General features: G+C 60.7%; 12 protein-coding genes and 1 pseudogene. 3 read left to right on the top strand and 10 right to left on the bottom strand.

What is annotated here, in order from left to right; translation table 11 throughout:
- Nucleotides 1-14: 14 nt before the first annotated feature.
- From VQ071_RS14645 to VQ071_RS14655, 3 genes are all read right to left on the bottom strand, one after another.
- Nucleotides 15-467, bottom strand: coding sequence for a MaoC family dehydratase (locus VQ071_RS14645; protein WP_340514787.1), 453 nt, complete (start codon nt 465-467; stop codon nt 15-17).
- Nucleotides 468-546: 79 nt separating this feature from the next.
- Nucleotides 547-2,010: a glycoside hydrolase family 5 protein gene (locus VQ071_RS14650; RefSeq protein WP_340514788.1), complete on the bottom strand. Its 1,464-nt coding sequence runs from the start codon at nt 2,008-2,010 to the stop codon at nt 547-549.
- A gap of 233 nt (nt 2,011-2,243) precedes the next feature.
- Nucleotides 2,244-2,711 carry a phage tail protein gene (locus VQ071_RS14655; RefSeq protein ID WP_340514789.1) on the bottom strand — a complete coding sequence of 156 codons (468 nt, stop codon included), beginning with the start codon at nt 2,709-2,711 and terminating at the stop codon, nt 2,244-2,246.
- Nucleotides 2,712-2,980: 269 nt separating this feature from the next.
- On the opposite strand from VQ071_RS14655, the gene VQ071_RS14660 reads away from it, so the two are divergent.
- Nucleotides 2,981-3,751: an ANT(4')-I family aminoglycoside nucleotidyltransferase gene (locus VQ071_RS14660; protein ID WP_340514790.1), complete on the top strand. Its 771-nt coding sequence runs from the start codon at nt 2,981-2,983 to the stop codon at nt 3,749-3,751.
- Between the two features lie 37 nt (nt 3,752-3,788).
- Here the strand turns inward: VQ071_RS14660 and VQ071_RS14665 are convergent, their stop codons facing one another.
- The 4 genes and pseudogenes from VQ071_RS14665 to VQ071_RS14680 all read right to left on the bottom strand — a co-directional run.
- Complete coding sequence (locus VQ071_RS14665) at nt 3,789-4,262, bottom strand: hypothetical protein (protein WP_340514791.1); 474 nt, start codon at nt 4,260-4,262, stop codon at nt 3,789-3,791.
- Between the two features lie 20 nt (nt 4,263-4,282).
- Nucleotides 4,283-6,766, bottom strand: a complete 2,484-nt coding sequence (locus VQ071_RS14670) for a carbohydrate-binding domain-containing protein (protein ID WP_340514792.1) — start codon at nt 6,764-6,766, stop codon at nt 4,283-4,285.
- Between the two features lie 309 nt (nt 6,767-7,075).
- Nucleotides 7,076-7,756, bottom strand: coding sequence for a DUF4956 domain-containing protein (locus tag VQ071_RS14675; RefSeq protein ID WP_340514793.1), 681 nt, complete (start codon nt 7,754-7,756; stop codon nt 7,076-7,078).
- Nucleotides 7,757-7,992: 236 nt separating this feature from the next.
- Nucleotides 7,993-8,697: pseudogene (locus VQ071_RS14680) on the bottom strand (polyphosphate polymerase domain-containing protein); the annotation flags it as partial.
- A gap of 203 nt (nt 8,698-8,900) precedes the next feature.
- Here VQ071_RS14680 and VQ071_RS14685 point away from each other — a divergent pair.
- Nucleotides 8,901-9,581 (top strand): response regulator transcription factor, encoded by a 681-nt coding sequence (locus tag VQ071_RS14685; RefSeq protein ID WP_340514795.1) that lies wholly within the window; start codon nt 8,901-8,903, stop codon nt 9,579-9,581.
- A complete protein-coding gene (locus VQ071_RS14690) occupies nt 9,581-10,861 on the top strand; it encodes a sensor histidine kinase (protein WP_340514796.1) in 1,281 nt (426 codons plus the stop codon). The genes VQ071_RS14685 and VQ071_RS14690 overlap by 1 nt, the downstream gene beginning before the upstream one ends.
- Before the next feature lie 71 nt (nt 10,862-10,932).
- Here VQ071_RS14690 and VQ071_RS14695 read toward each other — a convergent pair whose 3' ends face one another.
- From VQ071_RS14695 to VQ071_RS14705, 3 genes are all read right to left on the bottom strand, one after another.
- Nucleotides 10,933-12,525, bottom strand: coding sequence for an ABC transporter substrate-binding protein (locus VQ071_RS14695; protein ID WP_340514798.1), 1,593 nt, complete (start codon nt 12,523-12,525; stop codon nt 10,933-10,935).
- Nucleotides 12,526-12,588: 63 nt separating this feature from the next.
- Nucleotides 12,589-13,413: a carbohydrate ABC transporter permease gene (locus VQ071_RS14700; RefSeq protein ID WP_340514903.1), complete on the bottom strand. Its 825-nt coding sequence runs from the start codon at nt 13,411-13,413 to the stop codon at nt 12,589-12,591.
- Between the two features lie 121 nt (nt 13,414-13,534).
- Nucleotides 13,535-14,455, bottom strand: coding sequence for an ABC transporter permease (locus VQ071_RS14705; protein WP_340514799.1), 921 nt, complete (start codon nt 14,453-14,455; stop codon nt 13,535-13,537).
- Nucleotides 14,456-14,485: the final 30 nt, after the last annotated feature.

The following is a 14,485-nucleotide window of genomic DNA, read 5'->3' on the forward strand; positions in this document are numbered from 1 at the left end:
CCCCCTTTCATACGCTATTCCGTCTCATATCCTTTGTTGGTCAGCAGCAAATGCTCGCACACGAGCACGGTCTGCTGATGCTGATTGATCACCTCGACGAGCTCGACCACGATGCCCTGGCTCGCACGCTTCGGGTAGTCCCGCTTCTCCTTCACCGTCACCCGCGCTCTGATCGTATCGCCGATGAAGACCGGCTTGATGAAGCGGAGCCGGTCGTAGCCGTACGACATGGCTTCGGGATTCAACTGCCCCGCCGTCATGCCGATGCCGACGCTGAATACGAGTGTGCCGTGCGCGATACGCTGCTTGAACGGCTGCTGGCTGCACCACTGCGCATCCATATGATGCGGGTAGAAGTCGCCGGTATGTCCGGCATGAAGGACGATATCCGTCTCCGTGATGGTCCGGCCCGCCGACTCCCGAACTTCGCCGATCTCGTAGTTTTCATAATAAATAGAAGCCGCCATCTGTTCCCTCCTCAAGTAGAGAAGCGCCGATCGCGACGGACCGGCGCTGCCGAATGAAGTCTCGAACCCGACGATCCGCCTATTGAATCGTCACGCCATCTACATAGACCGCCGAGCCCCCGCTGCTGTTCGCAGGCGGCAGGAACTGCACCCCGATCTCTCTGACGTCGCCAAGATTCGGGATGCCCGCCAGATTCAACGTGAGTGTCGTCGCCCCGCCGGCATTGATCGCGACTGCGCCCCCGTCGTACCAGGCGTACGACGAACCGACCTTGATATAGAGCTTCGCCGACATCCCCATGCCCATATTGCCCCATGGCGCATGCTTCACCTGCGCCGTCAGCTTCGTCCTCCCGGAGAAGTTCTGCACCGTGTTGTTCATAAGGTAGGACTGTGTGCCGCCGAGCGCCACATCCGCCTTCAACGAATACGCGCCCGCAGCCGACCATTCCGTCAACGACCACGGCCCGCCCGACACGTTAAGGCCGGTCCAGCCCTGTACGGAGCCGCCCTCGAAGTCGAACAGCGTCTGCACGGGACCCAGCATCTCGCTCCTCACGAACTGCCCGGACGCGGTCAGCTGCGCTTGGCTCCAGCCGCCCGACGTGCCGGCCCCCGCGACGAGAGCAGCGGACGCCTCGTTCTTGTCGCACAGCGACCAATTCGCCCAGCTGATCTGACGGCTGGCCATGTAGTCCGTCCATGCCTTGGCTTCCGTCAAGTACGGTCCGCCGCTGCCCGAAGCGTCGCTCGTTCCCCACTCCGTCACGAACACGGCGATTCCTTTGCCCATGGCATAATCGATCCGGTCCCGCAGCCATTGTCCGTGAGAGCCCGCGTAGAAGTGTGCCGTGTACATGATATTGCCGAAGGCCAGCGGATCGTCCGCCGCCAGGTTCACATCCTGGCTCCAGGTCGGCGTCCCCACGATAACGATCGCATCCGGGTCCGCCGCCCGAATGACCGGGATGACCTCATTGGCATAGGGCTTGATCGAGCCGCTCCAGGTGACATTGGCGCCGTTCGGCTCGTTGCAGATCTCGTACACCACGTTCGGATAGCTGCCCCAGCGGGCCGCCATCTCCTGGAAAAACGCCTTGGCCTCCGCCTTGTGCGTATTTGGATCGTTGTCGGACAGAATATGCCAGTCGATAATCACGTACACGCCCAGGTCGATGGCCGCCTGAACCGCTTCGTTCACCTTCGCCTTCATGCCGCTCGGATTGGACAGATAGCCGCTTTCCTCCGTATACATCGCCAGCCGGAAGACCGACAATCCCCACTGATCCCGCAGCCACTTCATGCTGTCATAATTGACGAAGCCTCCGAACCATTGCAGCCCATGGGAGCTCATGCCTTTCAACTGCACGTTCTGCCCGTACTGGTTCTGCAAGTGCGCGCCGGATACGCTCAACTGCCCGTTCAATGCCACGGCCGTGCCTGCCGGAGCCGCCGCATCGACGCGCTGAATCGGGATGCTTCCCAGCGTGACGGCCAGCAGCAATGCCGCTGCCAGACAAGCGATCCAACCTTTTCTCCTCATAACCAATCGCCTCCTCATTCGTTGAATGCGCTTGCGACTTCTTTTTCATTATAGGAAGGGGATGTAAACGCTAACTACGGTTCATTCATGAGGAACGAGGGTCGAATCTTAAGGTTGCGGAAGCGGCTCCGGACGCTCCCTGTCCATAACAAAAAAGCCAAGCCGATTCCGTCGTCTGGAATGGGCTTGGCTGCCGACCGCCATGGTCCGGGTGCTGCGCCGGCATGACTGCGCTATTCGTACTGTCCTTTGATGACAAAAAACGAGCCCCGGATCGTGCCGGCCAGCTTGGACTTCTGCCTCGCGAACTTAAACTTTCCTTCCAGCTCCTTGGGCACCTCCATCCCCTCGGACAGCTTGAACCCGACAGCCCGCTTCTTCGCATCGTCCACCGTATACATCACGTTGATCGAGAGACCGTCCTCGTAGAAGACGTAGGTGAATTGAATGTTCTCCACCTGGAACCGCGACGTCTCCAGCGGCTTGGCAGCGAACGATATGCCGCGTTCTTCGTTCAAGATGCGGTTCACGTAGTCCAGGCTCTCCTGACTCTCGTCAGCAGGCACCACCGTAAATTCATGCTTGTATTTGTTCATAAAGTAACGGGCTTCATTCGCACGCAATCCGGCAAGCGCCTCCGCTACCGGCGACGATTCCAGACCGGCCGTAGATACATTTTTAAAATCAACGATAGTGGACATTGTCATCTCTCCTCGCTTCTAATCGGACACTGTTTGGTGTCTCTTATTATAGGACACTTTTTGGTGTCGTGTCAACATTCTTTAACGTGTCAACATCCTTTAAAAGGATGCGCACCTTGCTTCGGTCCGCCCGCTTGGGTACAATTTCCACATACACTATGTCGGAGGTCACTATGCATCCCAAAAAAGTTCCCCGTTAAGCCCGAGCCCCTCCAGGCATGTGCGAGCAGCAATATGACCCCAATTCATCACAAGGGAGATGCTCACGCATGCACATGAATGGACCTGAAAATATGACTCGGGACGAGAGACTCCGTATCTGTCGCGACATCGCTTCGAGATTGCGCGAGGTGTACGGCGAACGCGTTCTTGCCATCGGCGTGTACGGTTCCGTCTCCCGGGGGACGGACGGCCCCTTCTCGGACATCGAGATGTTTTGCGTACTGCGCGAATCAGGCGAAGCCGCTGATTGTAGCTATGAATGGTCGGCAGGGCCTTGGAAGGCAGAGGTCAACGTCCGTCGTGCGGACATCATGCTGGGCGAAGCCGCTACCGTCGAGGGAAGCTGGCCGCTGACGCATGGACCCTACTTTTCGCAGCTTAGTTTGTACGATCCGCAAGCTTTCTTCCCCCGGTTAAAGGAAGCCGCCGAATCGCCGACAGCGGAAGACTTCAAGCGTGCGATTCATGAAGTGCTCGTTGGGGAAATGTACGAATTTATCGGAAAGCTGCGGAACATCCGGCATGGCGGCCCCCATACCTACTTGCCCTATCTCGCCATGGCGTTCGCTCAATACGGAGCGATGCTGATCGGGCTGCACCACCGGCACCGCTACTCCACCGGCGCCATGGTTGTACCGGAAGCATTGACGCTGCCGCATCGGCCCGACGGATTCGACGCTGTAGCCCGCATGGTCATGGCCGGAGAGCTGGCAGATGCTTCAACGATCATGTCCGCCTGCGAACACCTCTGGGACGGCCTCGTGCGATGGTCGGCCGAACACGACTACGCCATCCACACACGCAGAATCCCGTTCTGAAGCCGGCAAGCCGAAGACCCCTCCCGCGAGGGGTCTTTTAGCTGCGCTGCACCCGGACCTTCTCCCCGGCAGCGCGGTCCCGCGCCCCCGCCGCTCCCGGAACGCCGCCACTCCCATCCATCGTTACCAGCATTCCCAATATGGCGCGCAGATAAGGATGTCGCGCATCGTTATTTCGGGCGCGGGACCGGTTTTCGAGCAGATAAGGATGCCGCACATCGTTATTTCGGGCGCGGGACCGGTTTTCGAGCAGATAAGGATGCCGCACATCGTTATTTCGGGCGCGGGACCGGTTTTTGAGCAGATAAGGATGTCGCACATCTTTATTTCGGGCGCGGGACCGGTCCTCGAGCAGATAAGGATGTCGCACATCGTTATTTCGGGCGCGGGACCGGTTTTCGAGCGGATAAGGATGTCGCACATCGTTATTTCGGGCTGCGGATGTCAAAAGACAGCTCTCCGCTCTCCTCAGAGCATCGAGCTGCCTTGCCATGCAATTGTGTTCCGTCATCCACGGTGAAGCTCCGACCTTTAGCTGTCGGCCGTAGTGCCGGCGCCGGTCGCCATGCCCATACCGGTGGATGCACCCGTGCCTGTTGTCGCACCCATCCCGGTGGATGCACCCGTGCCTGTTGTCGCACCCATCCCGATGGATGCACCCGTCCCTGTTGTCGCGCCCATACCTTTGGATGCACCCGTGCCTGTTGCCGCGCCCGTCCCGGTGGATACTCCTGTGCCGGATGACACACCCGTACCTGTAGCTGCACCCGTGCCTGTGCCCGCGCCCGTACCGGAACCGGTCCCGCTCGCACCGTTTGCGCCGGGGCGTCCCATGCCCCGGCCGCCATCGCCGCCGAAGCCGCCGCGACCGCCGCCGCCCATGCCGCCCGGACCACCCATGCCGCCTCCGCCGGTCGTGATGCCGGACTCGTTCACATAGGTCGTCTTGTCGCCGAGCGCGAATGTCACGACTTTGGTCGTACCGGCCGCGCCGCCGTCGGTGTAGAGACCGTCCTTCGGCGTGCCGCCGGACGTGCCGCCGGTGGAGATTGTGTAGCTCTCTCCTGCCTTCAGGTCAGGCGAAGAATAGACGAATGTCTGGAACGTCTTCGCCGGCGCGAACGTCGCGACCGCCTGGCCCGCGCTGTCGGTCAGCGTAACAAGCGTGCCCGCCTCGAGCGTGCTCGGGAACGTCATCAGCAGCGCGCGCTGCTTGGAATCCTCGGACGGCGCCTGCGCCATGCCCGAGCTGCCGGCCGCGATCAGGGTGCCGCCGGATTGCTCGAACGTGCCGTCGTAATCGAGCGCGCCGTTGCCGCCGTTCGTCGGACCGTTGACGATCACCATGCCGCCGCTCATCAAAAACGAACCGTTGGAGTCGAGCCCGTCTCCGTTCGCATCCACGTACAGATAGCCGCCTGTGATAGTGACCAGCGCTTCGCCGCTGCCGGCGGAGCCGTTGACGCCGTCGTCGCTGGATACGATATGCGTCTCACCGCCCGCGATCGAGATGCTCGCGCTCTCGATGCCTTCATAGCTCTTGACGATATCGATCGTGCCGTCTGCGATGGTCAGCGACGTATCGCCGTGGATGCCGTCGTCGCCCGTCGACAGATTGAACGTGCCGCCCGCGATGCCAATGTTCGCGTTGCTGTGGATCGCGTCGTCCGCGGCGTCGACCGTGAACGTGCCGCCCACGATCGCGATATCGCCGCCTGCCTTCAGCGCTTTGGCGCTCGTCGACTCCGTGTCCTCCGTCTGCGCGGTCTCATCCGCATCGTTGCCGCTCTTATCTGCCTGGGCCTTCCCGCCCGAAGCTGTCGCGCCGTCGCCACCTTGCTGCTGGCTCTGCGCCGGAGCCGCCTGCCCGTCGGCGGCAGATCCCTGCCCGCCTGTCGGCGGCTCCGGCATCTGCCCATCCATACCCGCCGGCGGCTGCCCACCCTCAGGCATCTGCCCATCCGCAGGCATCTGCCCATCCGCAGGCGGCTGCGGCATCTGTCCGTCCGCGCCCTGCCAGTCGCCCCTGCCGCCGTCCATACCGCCGCCGAAGCCGCCCATGCCGCCCGGCCCGTTGTCCGCATGCGTCTTGGTCGAGGCCGCGGCGCCGCCGCCCGTCACGATGTCGAACGTGCCGTCCGCCACCAGCAGCGCCGTCTCCGCCTGAATGCCGTCGTTCGCGGACGTGATCTTGAACTTGCCGCCCGCGATCGCCACGAAGCCCTTTTCCGCATCCTTGTCGTTGGTCGACTTGATGCCGTCGCCGCCGGCATCGATCGTGATGTCGCCGTCCTTGACCGCGACGGCATCCTTGCCGATCAGCCCGTCATCCGCCGACTTCACCGCAAGTGTGCCGCTCACGATTTTCAGATCGTCGCCCGATTTAATGCCGTCGTTGAAGTTGCCCGTTACGATCAGCTTGCCCGCGCCATTGATCGTCAGATCGTCCTTGCTGTAGATCGCGGCAGTCGGCGCGTCTTCGGACGTATCCGCATACGCCACGCCGTCCGTCACCGTATTTGCCGTGCCCTCGGCGAGCGTGACGACCGTCTTGTCGGCGGACTTCACATACACGGCCGCACCGTTCTTGTTCGTCAGCGTCAGCCCGTTCAGCACCAGATGCACGACATCGTCGTCGCCCGCCTCGACGATGATCTGGCCGTCGGTCGCCGTGCCGCTCAGCACGTAGGTGCCTGCCGCCGTGATCGTGACCGCCGCGCCGGACGCCTTCGCCCCCGATCCGCTCACAGCCGCCGTGCCGCCGTCCAACGCGATCGTCGTCGCGCTGTCGTCGCTCCAGGTTGCCGCCAGATCGTCCGCATCAAACTTGATCTTGTCGTCGAGATTGACGCTTGCGAGCTTGACGGCCCCGGCAGTCGCGGACGCAGCGGCCGATTGCACCGCATTTGCCGACGCGCCGCCTGCCGCGTTCCCCGACTTGTCGCTGCAGCCCGCCGCCAGCATGGCGGCGAGAAGTGCGATGGCGATCACTTTGGCTTTATGCGAATGTTTCATACAATTCCCTCTTTTCAATTTGAATTGGATAACCGCTCTCTCGAATTCTGCTAACGATGGCGGCCGCGATTAACTGCATACATGCAGTTATTTGCCCCATCTCAGTCCAAGTTCGAGCCATTACCTGCAAAAATACAGTTAATTCATGACTGCCGTACCGGAAACGGACGCGCACAGGACGATTAGATGTAAATTTGCAGCTATCCCGTCATAATCGCGAATTGGTGCCGAAATAACTGTATATCTGCAGTTATTCTCCGTGCAGCGCACCTCCTGGCCGTGCTCCAGCCTACTCCCGTCCGATCCCGCTCAATACTCCTGCACGACCGGATTCATCGTCAGCGTGATATCGAGGTTGCCGTTGCGCGTGCGCACCGCGTCGAGCAGCTCCTTCTGGTTCGTCTGCGGCCCGATGTCGACCGCGTACACCAGCTCGTACAGGCTGCCGAGCTCCGTTGTCCGCACCTTCTTCAGCTCGTAGCCGACGCCGAACCGATCGAACACTTCGCCGAACGCCTCCTCATAGCCCAGGTTCTCGGGGATCGTCACCTTCAGCGTCTTCGTCGCAGCCTTGCCCGCGCCGAAGCCCACCGCCTTGAGCACGAACATCAGGATGCACAGGCACACCGTGAACAGCACCGCGTAGCCGTAGGCGCCGACGCCGCAGGCCAGACCCGCCGCCATCGAGAACAGCACGTACGAGATGTCCTTCGAGTCGCCCGGCGCGCTGCGGAACCGGATGATCGAGAAGGCGCCCGCCAGGCTGAACGCCCTGGCGATATTGCTGCCGATGAGCAGGATGATGATGGCGACGATCGTCGGCAGCACCATCATCGTGAGCGTGAAGCTCGGCGAGTAGGCGGTCTGCGTCTTCATATAGGTGAAACTGATGATGCCGCCCAGCAAGATCGCGATCCCGAAGGTGAGCAGCGCGTGGGTCAGGGTCAGCTCCGCATCGGCGGCGACGGTCGTGAATATCGAGTCGATCATGGTGCGATTCTCTCCCTCTCATCTGATATGGCGATACGTTCGCCTGAAGCGGCATCCATACGGGCCGCCGGACCGGCCGCCGCCGCACCAGCCGCCATCGCCACCGCCACCGCGACCGGTCCCGCCGCCCAAGCCGCATGCCGCCCGGCCGTGGCATCCCTGGCCGTGGCATCCCTGTCCGCGGCATCCCCGCCGGCGAACGCAGCCGCATACAGCTCCGGCACCCGCCCCGCATGGCGGATCGACTTCTTGTACTCGTTGCCGTACTTGCTGAAGCCCGTCCGGTACATCGACAGCTCCGACAGCAGCCGCGACAGCCACACCGGCACCGTCTTCTCCGCCTTCACTTCCATCAGCCACTGGCCCTTGTCCAGCAGCTGCTCACCGTAGTCGCCGCGCTCCAGCGCCAGATCGTACCGCCGCGACCGGATGTTCGTGTCGAACGTGATCCGCAGATCCCGCCCGTCCTTCGCGAACATCGCGATCCGGTCGTACGCCAGATACGTCATCGGCACCAGCTCGTACCGCGACAGGAAATACTCGATCTCCGCGATCACCTGCCTGTTCATCCCGTCCCGGTACGCCGGCGGCCGGCCCGTCCGCACGAACGCATACGCTTCGTCCAGCCGCAGCGACGTCCGCCGCTTGTTCACGAGGCCCAGCACCTTCTTTTTCAGCTCCAGATACACCTTCGCATCGCCCGCCGGCACGCCGTACGCCCGAATGCGCAGCTTTTCCCGGTACTTGGGCTTCGACAGACTCGTGCGGATCAGCGTGTGCTGCGGCGTATCGTAGTAGAGATTGCTGATCGAGTAGAACTTGTCGCCGCGGTTGTACGCGTCGAGCTCCATATATTCCGTCAGCCGGTTGTAGATGCCGTAGAAGGCCTTCGTGTCCATCAGATACTTGTTCTCGTAGCGGTTGAAGACTTCGATCGCCATGTCGAGCGCTCCTTTCCTTGTCGGCGAATGCCTCGCCCTGCCATGCCTCAAGCTTAGAGCGGCAACCTTTAACGAATCTTAAATTGTTAACGCGATGTAAAAAGTTTTGGCAGACGTCGCGCCAGTGGTACGATTAAGGTTAATTAAAGGTTCTCTCCCTACAATAAAGGGCAAGACGATAGACGAAGGGGGATGCGGCAAACGTGAGAATACTCATCGTAGAGGACGAGACGCATCTGGCAGAGGCGCTGACGCAGATTCTGCGCAAGCATCATTACTCCGTGGACGCCGTTCACGACGGGCAGGCGGGGCTGGACAACGCGCTGACCGGCATATACGATCTGCTGCTGCTCGACGTGATGCTGCCGGAGATGGACGGGATCGAGGTGCTGCGCGAGCTGCGCGCGCAGGGCGTGCAGACGCCCGTCATCATGCTCACCGCCAAGGGCGACACCGACGACAAGATCGCCGGGCTCGACGGAGGCGCGGACGACTATATTGCGAAGCCGTTCGTCACGGGCGAGCTGCTGGCGCGGATTCGGGCGGCGCTGCGGCGCAAGGGCGAGGCCGTCATACCCGACGACGGGCTGCGGTTCGCCGACCTCGAGCTGAACACCTCGACGCTCAAGCTGTCGTGCCGGGGCAAGGAGCTCAAGCTCATTCTGAAGGAGAGCGAGCTGCTCGAGCTGCTCATCGCGCGGCGGCAGGCCGTCACGAGCAAGGAGCAGATCATCGAGAAGCTGTGGGGCTTCGATTCGGACGCGGAGCACAACAACGTGGAGGTATACATTTCATTTCTTCGAAAAAAACTGACCTTCCTGGGCGCGGCAGCGCGGATCAGCACGATACGGGGCGTCGGATACGTACTGGAGGCGGCGGAGTGATGTTCAACCGGCTGCGCAATCGGTTCCTGCTTATGAATATGGTCATCATCACGATTATCATGCTCGTCGCCTTCGCATCGATCTACACGATCACGTACCAGAACACGAAGCGCGATATCGATATGGAGCTGCACCGCGTGGCGGACTTCTACCACAAGGGCGACGGCATGTCCGGCGGCGGCAAGCCCCGCCAAGGCCAGAACGGCGGACCGCCCCCGCAGCAGATGGACGACGGCAGCCTCGGCCCGTTCGCGGAGCGCTCCGTGTCCTTCGCCTTGCGGACGGACAATGCGTGGCAGCTCGTCTCCACGGACTCCCGCTACGATATGGATGACGAGTTCTACGCGTCCGCGCTGCAGCGGGCCCGCGCCCACCCCGCGGACAGCGGCCGCTTCACCCTGGACGATACCCGGTGGGCGTACAGCGTGCAGCTCGCCTCGTCGGGCTACACGGTGTCCTACATGGACGTGACCGCCCAGCAGAAGATTCTGACCAATCTCATCTATACGTTCGCCGTCGTCGGACTCGTCATGCTGGCGATCATCTTCGCGGCCAGCCGCTACTTCGCCGGGCGCTCGATCGCGCCGGTGCGCGACGCCTTCGACAAGCAGAAGCGTTTCATCGCCGACGCCTCCCATGAACTGAAGACGCCGCTCGCCGTCATCAACACCAACGCCGACGTCCTGCTCGCCAACGAGGGAGACACGATCGCATCGCAGGCCAAGTGGCTGCATCATATCAAGTCCGAGACCGAGCGCATGAAGACGCTGACCAACGATCTCCTCTACCTCACGGAGATGGAGGACGCCCGCGCGCGGACGGTGTACGTGCCGTTCGACGTCAGCGACGCCGTCGAGGGCGTCCTGCTCACGATGGAGGCCGTCATCTTCGAGCAGGATCTCGCGCTCGAATATGACATCGAGCCGGGCCTTGCGACCGTCGGCAGCGCCGAGCAGATCAAGCAGGTCGTCATGATCCTGCTCGACAATGCGGTCAAGTACAACGTCCCCAAGGGCGCGATCTCGCTGACCCTCAAGCGACAGCACCATCAGGCGCAGCTTACCGTGTCCAACACGGGTCCGGGCATTCCCGCCGAGCATGTGGAGCGCATCTTCGACCGCTTCTACCGCGCCGACGCCTCCCGCTCGCGCAAGCAGGGCGGCTACGGCCTCGGCCTCGCCATCGCCAAGTCGATCGTCGAGCAGCACAAGGGGCGGATATCCGCCAAGAGCGTGCCGGGCGAACGCACGACGTTCACCGCGCTGCTGCCCCTCGCCTGAAGCACAACAAAAAACGGGATGAGGCAGACAACCGCTCTGCTTCATCCCGTTTTTTTGTTATCCGCGTCGGCTTATTGCTTCGCCAGGAACGCGTCGATCTGCGCTTGCAGCTCGGCTTGAATCTTGTCGATGCCGGCCGCCTTCAACTGCTTGTTCAGGTCCGCCAGCCCTTTGTCGATGTCCTTAACCAGACCGTATTCGAGCGGTATGCCGTAGCGCAGCATGACGTTGCCGACGTTGGCGATTTCCGTTTTCACCTTGCTGTTGTCGAAGACAAACGTCTCGAGCGGGTAGTGGTACACGCCCGCCTCCCAGCTCTTGACCAGGTTGGAAGCTTCCTGCGGGAACGCTTCATTGTCACGGTTGAGCGGCGAGTTGAAGTCCCAGTTCGAGAAGCCCGTGAAGTTCGGGTTTTTGTCGAGCGCCTTGTACTTGTCGTCGCCTACAGGCTCATAGTGGACGCCGCTAATGCCGTACATCATCAGGTCGTGCAGCTCTTTATCGTTTTGCATCAGATCGACGAGCATCAGCGCGCGCTCCGGGTTTTTGGAGGTCGCATGGATGGAGGTGCCGTTTTGCGTAGCGATCGCGACGGATTTTTTCTTGCCTTGGTTAATATCGGCCAACGCGACCTCGTACGGGGAGTTTTCCTGGCGCATGAGGGCCATCAGCGATCCCAGCGTCCCGTTGTTATGCGTGATCGATGCCGTCTTGCCCGCCTTGAAGTCCGCCTGATGGTCGTTTTTGCTGTTCAGCACGTTTTTCGACCAGGCGTTGTGATCCGCCAGATCCTTGTAATAGACGAGCAGGTCTTTGAACTCCGGCGTATCGTAGACGTTGAACACTTGGCCCTTCTCGTCCGTCAGCTTGAAGGCGAACGGCATATCCAGGTCGAACATGTTCCATTCGTTTTGCTGCTTCAGCAGCACGCGGTCCAGGTTGTGGAATTTCCAGTCGCCCGTCTCCGGCGTGAACGGCACGACGCCCTTTTCCTTCTCGGCGATCGTCTTCAGATACGTGGCGTATGCTTCCGGGCTGTTGATCTCCGGCAGGCTATACTTTTTGCGCAGGTCTTCGCGGTACAGGATCAGCTTCTCGACGGACTCGCCCCGGTTCTGCGGCACCATGTACAGCTTGCCGTTGACCTTCGATTGCTCCCAGCTCACCTTCGGCATGGCCGCCCATGTCTGCGGCATATACTTGGCGAGCATATCGTCCGTCAGCTCGAGGAATCCGCCCTTGAGCGCCTGGTCGTTGTAGCCCGCCCAGTTGGCCGAATAGATCAGGTCGAAGTTCTCGTCCGCCGCCAGCTTCAGCGGATACTTCTGCGCCCAGTCGGACCAGTCGAGGAATTCGCCTTCGAGCGTCGCGTTGATTTTTTCCTTGAGCTTCTTGTTGATCTCGGCGAACACGATGTCATAATCGACGGGCTTCGGCCCGACGAAGATCATCTTCAGCTTCACTTCCTTGGACGTGTCGACGGCTCCTTCGGACGGCGCGGCTGCGCTGCTGCTCGCGGCCGGCGTCGTAGCCGATGCGCTCGGCGATGCTTCCGTGCTCGGACTTGCGGACGAACCCGAATTTTTGTTGTTGCCGCATGCACTCATGACCATTACAAAAGCGAACAAGAGCGTGAACATCGTCCATCTGCTTTTTCTCAACATGCCCATCTTCCCCCTAAATGGTTGTATGATAACCCTCTATCGATAAAACGGGTCGCCCCGTATTCATCCCTTCACCGCGCCGATCGTGAGACCCTGGACGAAGTATCGCTGCACGAACGGATATGCCAGCAGGATCGGTCCGGTGGCGACGACCGTCATCGCCATCTTCAGGCTCTCGGTCGGGAGGGCCGTCGTGACGACCGCGCCCGCGCCCATCATCGCCTTGCGCATGCCGTCCATATTGCCCAACATCTTGTACAAATAGTATTGGAGCGGCATGAGCTTCTCGTGAGAGACGAACAGCAGGGCGTTGTACCAGTCGTTCCAATAGGCCAGCGCCAGGAACAGCCCGATCGTCGCAAGCGCCGGCTTGGACAGCGGCAGAATCAATTGCGCGTAGATACGGAAGTCGCCAGCGCCGTCGATCTTGGCCGACTCGACGATCGCCTCCGGTATGCCGCCGAGGAACGACTTCATGACGATGATGTAGAAGACGTTGAGGACAAGCGGCACGATCAGCGCCAGCACCGTATCCTTCATGTGCAGGTAGTTCACGATCAGCAGGTACCACGGGACGAGCCCGCCGCTGAACAAGGTCGTGAAGAAAAAGAAGAAGGAAAAGCCGTTGCGCCACTTGAAGTCCCGCCGGGATAACGCATAAGACGTCATCGAGGTCAGGAACAGGCCGAGCAGCGTGCCGCCGATCGTCACCCCGATCGTCACCAGGTAAGCTTGAACCATTTCCTTGGGGTATTTGAACAAAATGCTGTACGCCTCGACGGAGAAGTCCGTCGGGATGAACTGATACCCTTCCGTGACGATCTTGTGCTCGCTCGTCAGCGACGACGACACGACGAGCAGGAACGGCAGCAGGCAGAGCAGCGCCATGATCGTCAGCGAGCCGTAGCCGATGACCGCGAATATTTTGCGGTCCGTATTTCTCACGCCCGAGGCTTTGGCGAACGACTTGTCCACATTCAGTTCGGTTGCGCTCATGTCATGCACCTCCTCAGAATAACGCGCGGTCTTTGTCGTACCGCCGAACCGCATAGTTGACGGCCATGATCGTCGCGAAGCCGAGCACCGACTGGAAGACGCCCGCCGCAGCCGACATGCCGATGTCGTTGGACGTGATCAGCGACCGGAAGACAAAGGTGTCGATGACGTCCGTCGAGGAGAACAGCACCCCGTTGTTGCCGACCATGTTGTAGAACATCCCGAAGTCTCCGCGGAAGATGTTGCCGACGGCGAGCAGCACCAGAATGATGATCGTCGGGTACAGATTCGGGATCGTCACCTTCAGGATACGCTGGAAAATGTTCGCCCCGTCGATCTCCGCCGCCTCGTACATCTCGGTATCGATGCTCGTGATGGCGGCGAGATACATGACCGTGCCGTACCCGAGCCCCTTCCACGCCGACACCAGCACCAGCAGGAACGGCCAGTAGGCAGGCGTGTTGTAGATGTCGACCGGCTCAAGGCCCAGCCCTCTCAGCATGACGTTCACGGTGCCGATATCGTAGTTCAGCAGGTTGTAGGCAATCGCGCCGACGACTACCCACGAGATGAAGTACGGAAGGAACAGCGACGATTGAATGATTTTGCGGAACCACTTGCCCCCCACCTCGAAGAGCAGGATCGCCGCAAAAATTTGCAGCGCGTTGTTCACGGCGATAAACGCGATGTTGTACAGCGCCGTATTGCGCGTGACCTGCCAGGCGTTGCCCGAGTCGAAGAAAAAGCGGAAGTTGTCCCATCCGTTCCAGGCGCTGCCGAATATGCCGCCGGCGTAATCGTAGCGCTTGAAGGCGATAATGATGCCCGCCATCGGGATATAGGCAAACAGCAGGTAGAAGATCACCGCAGGGGCGAGCATCAATAAAAAGATTTTGTATTTTTTCAGATCGTGCCAGAAGCCGCTTCGATTCATGTCCGCTCCCCCTCTCTCCTCTGTAAATCC

This window comes from Cohnella sp. 56 (assembly GCF_037963805.1).
GTDB lineage: Bacteria > Bacillota > Bacilli > Paenibacillales > Paenibacillaceae > Cohnella.

Excerpts from the sequence above, each read along its gene's own strand:
- VQ071_RS14705 (WP_340514799.1), bottom strand. The coding sequence starts at position 14,455 with ATGAATCGAAGCGGCTTCTGGCACGATCTGAAAAAATACAAAATCTTT.
- VQ071_RS14690 (WP_340514796.1), top strand. The coding sequence starts at position 9,581 with ATGTTCAACCGGCTGCGCAATCGGTTCCTGCTTATGAATATGGTCATC.
- VQ071_RS14660 (WP_340514790.1), top strand. The coding sequence starts at position 2,981 with ATGCACATGAATGGACCTGAAAATATGACTCGGGACGAGAGACTCCGT.
- VQ071_RS14675 (WP_340514793.1), bottom strand. The coding sequence starts at position 7,756 with ATGATCGACTCGATATTCACGACCGTCGCCGCCGATGCGGAGCTGACC.
- VQ071_RS14700 (WP_340514903.1), bottom strand. The coding sequence starts at position 13,413 with ATGGCGCTGCTCTGCCTGCTGCCGTTCCTGCTCGTCGTGTCGTCGTCG.
- VQ071_RS14650 (WP_340514788.1), bottom strand. The coding sequence starts at position 2,010 with ATGAGGAGAAAAGGTTGGATCGCTTGTCTGGCAGCGGCATTGCTGCTG.
- VQ071_RS14665 (WP_340514791.1), bottom strand. The coding sequence starts at position 4,262 with ATGACGGAACACAATTGCATGGCAAGGCAGCTCGATGCTCTGAGGAGA.
- VQ071_RS14695 (WP_340514798.1), bottom strand. The coding sequence starts at position 12,525 with ATGTTGAGAAAAAGCAGATGGACGATGTTCACGCTCTTGTTCGCTTTT.
- VQ071_RS14670 (WP_340514792.1), bottom strand. The coding sequence starts at position 6,766 with ATGAAACATTCGCATAAAGCCAAAGTGATCGCCATCGCACTTCTCGCC.
- VQ071_RS14655 (WP_340514789.1), bottom strand. The coding sequence starts at position 2,711 with ATGTCCACTATCGTTGATTTTAAAAATGTATCTACGGCCGGTCTGGAA.
- VQ071_RS14645 (WP_340514787.1), bottom strand. The coding sequence starts at position 467 with ATGGCGGCTTCTATTTATTATGAAAACTACGAGATCGGCGAAGTTCGG.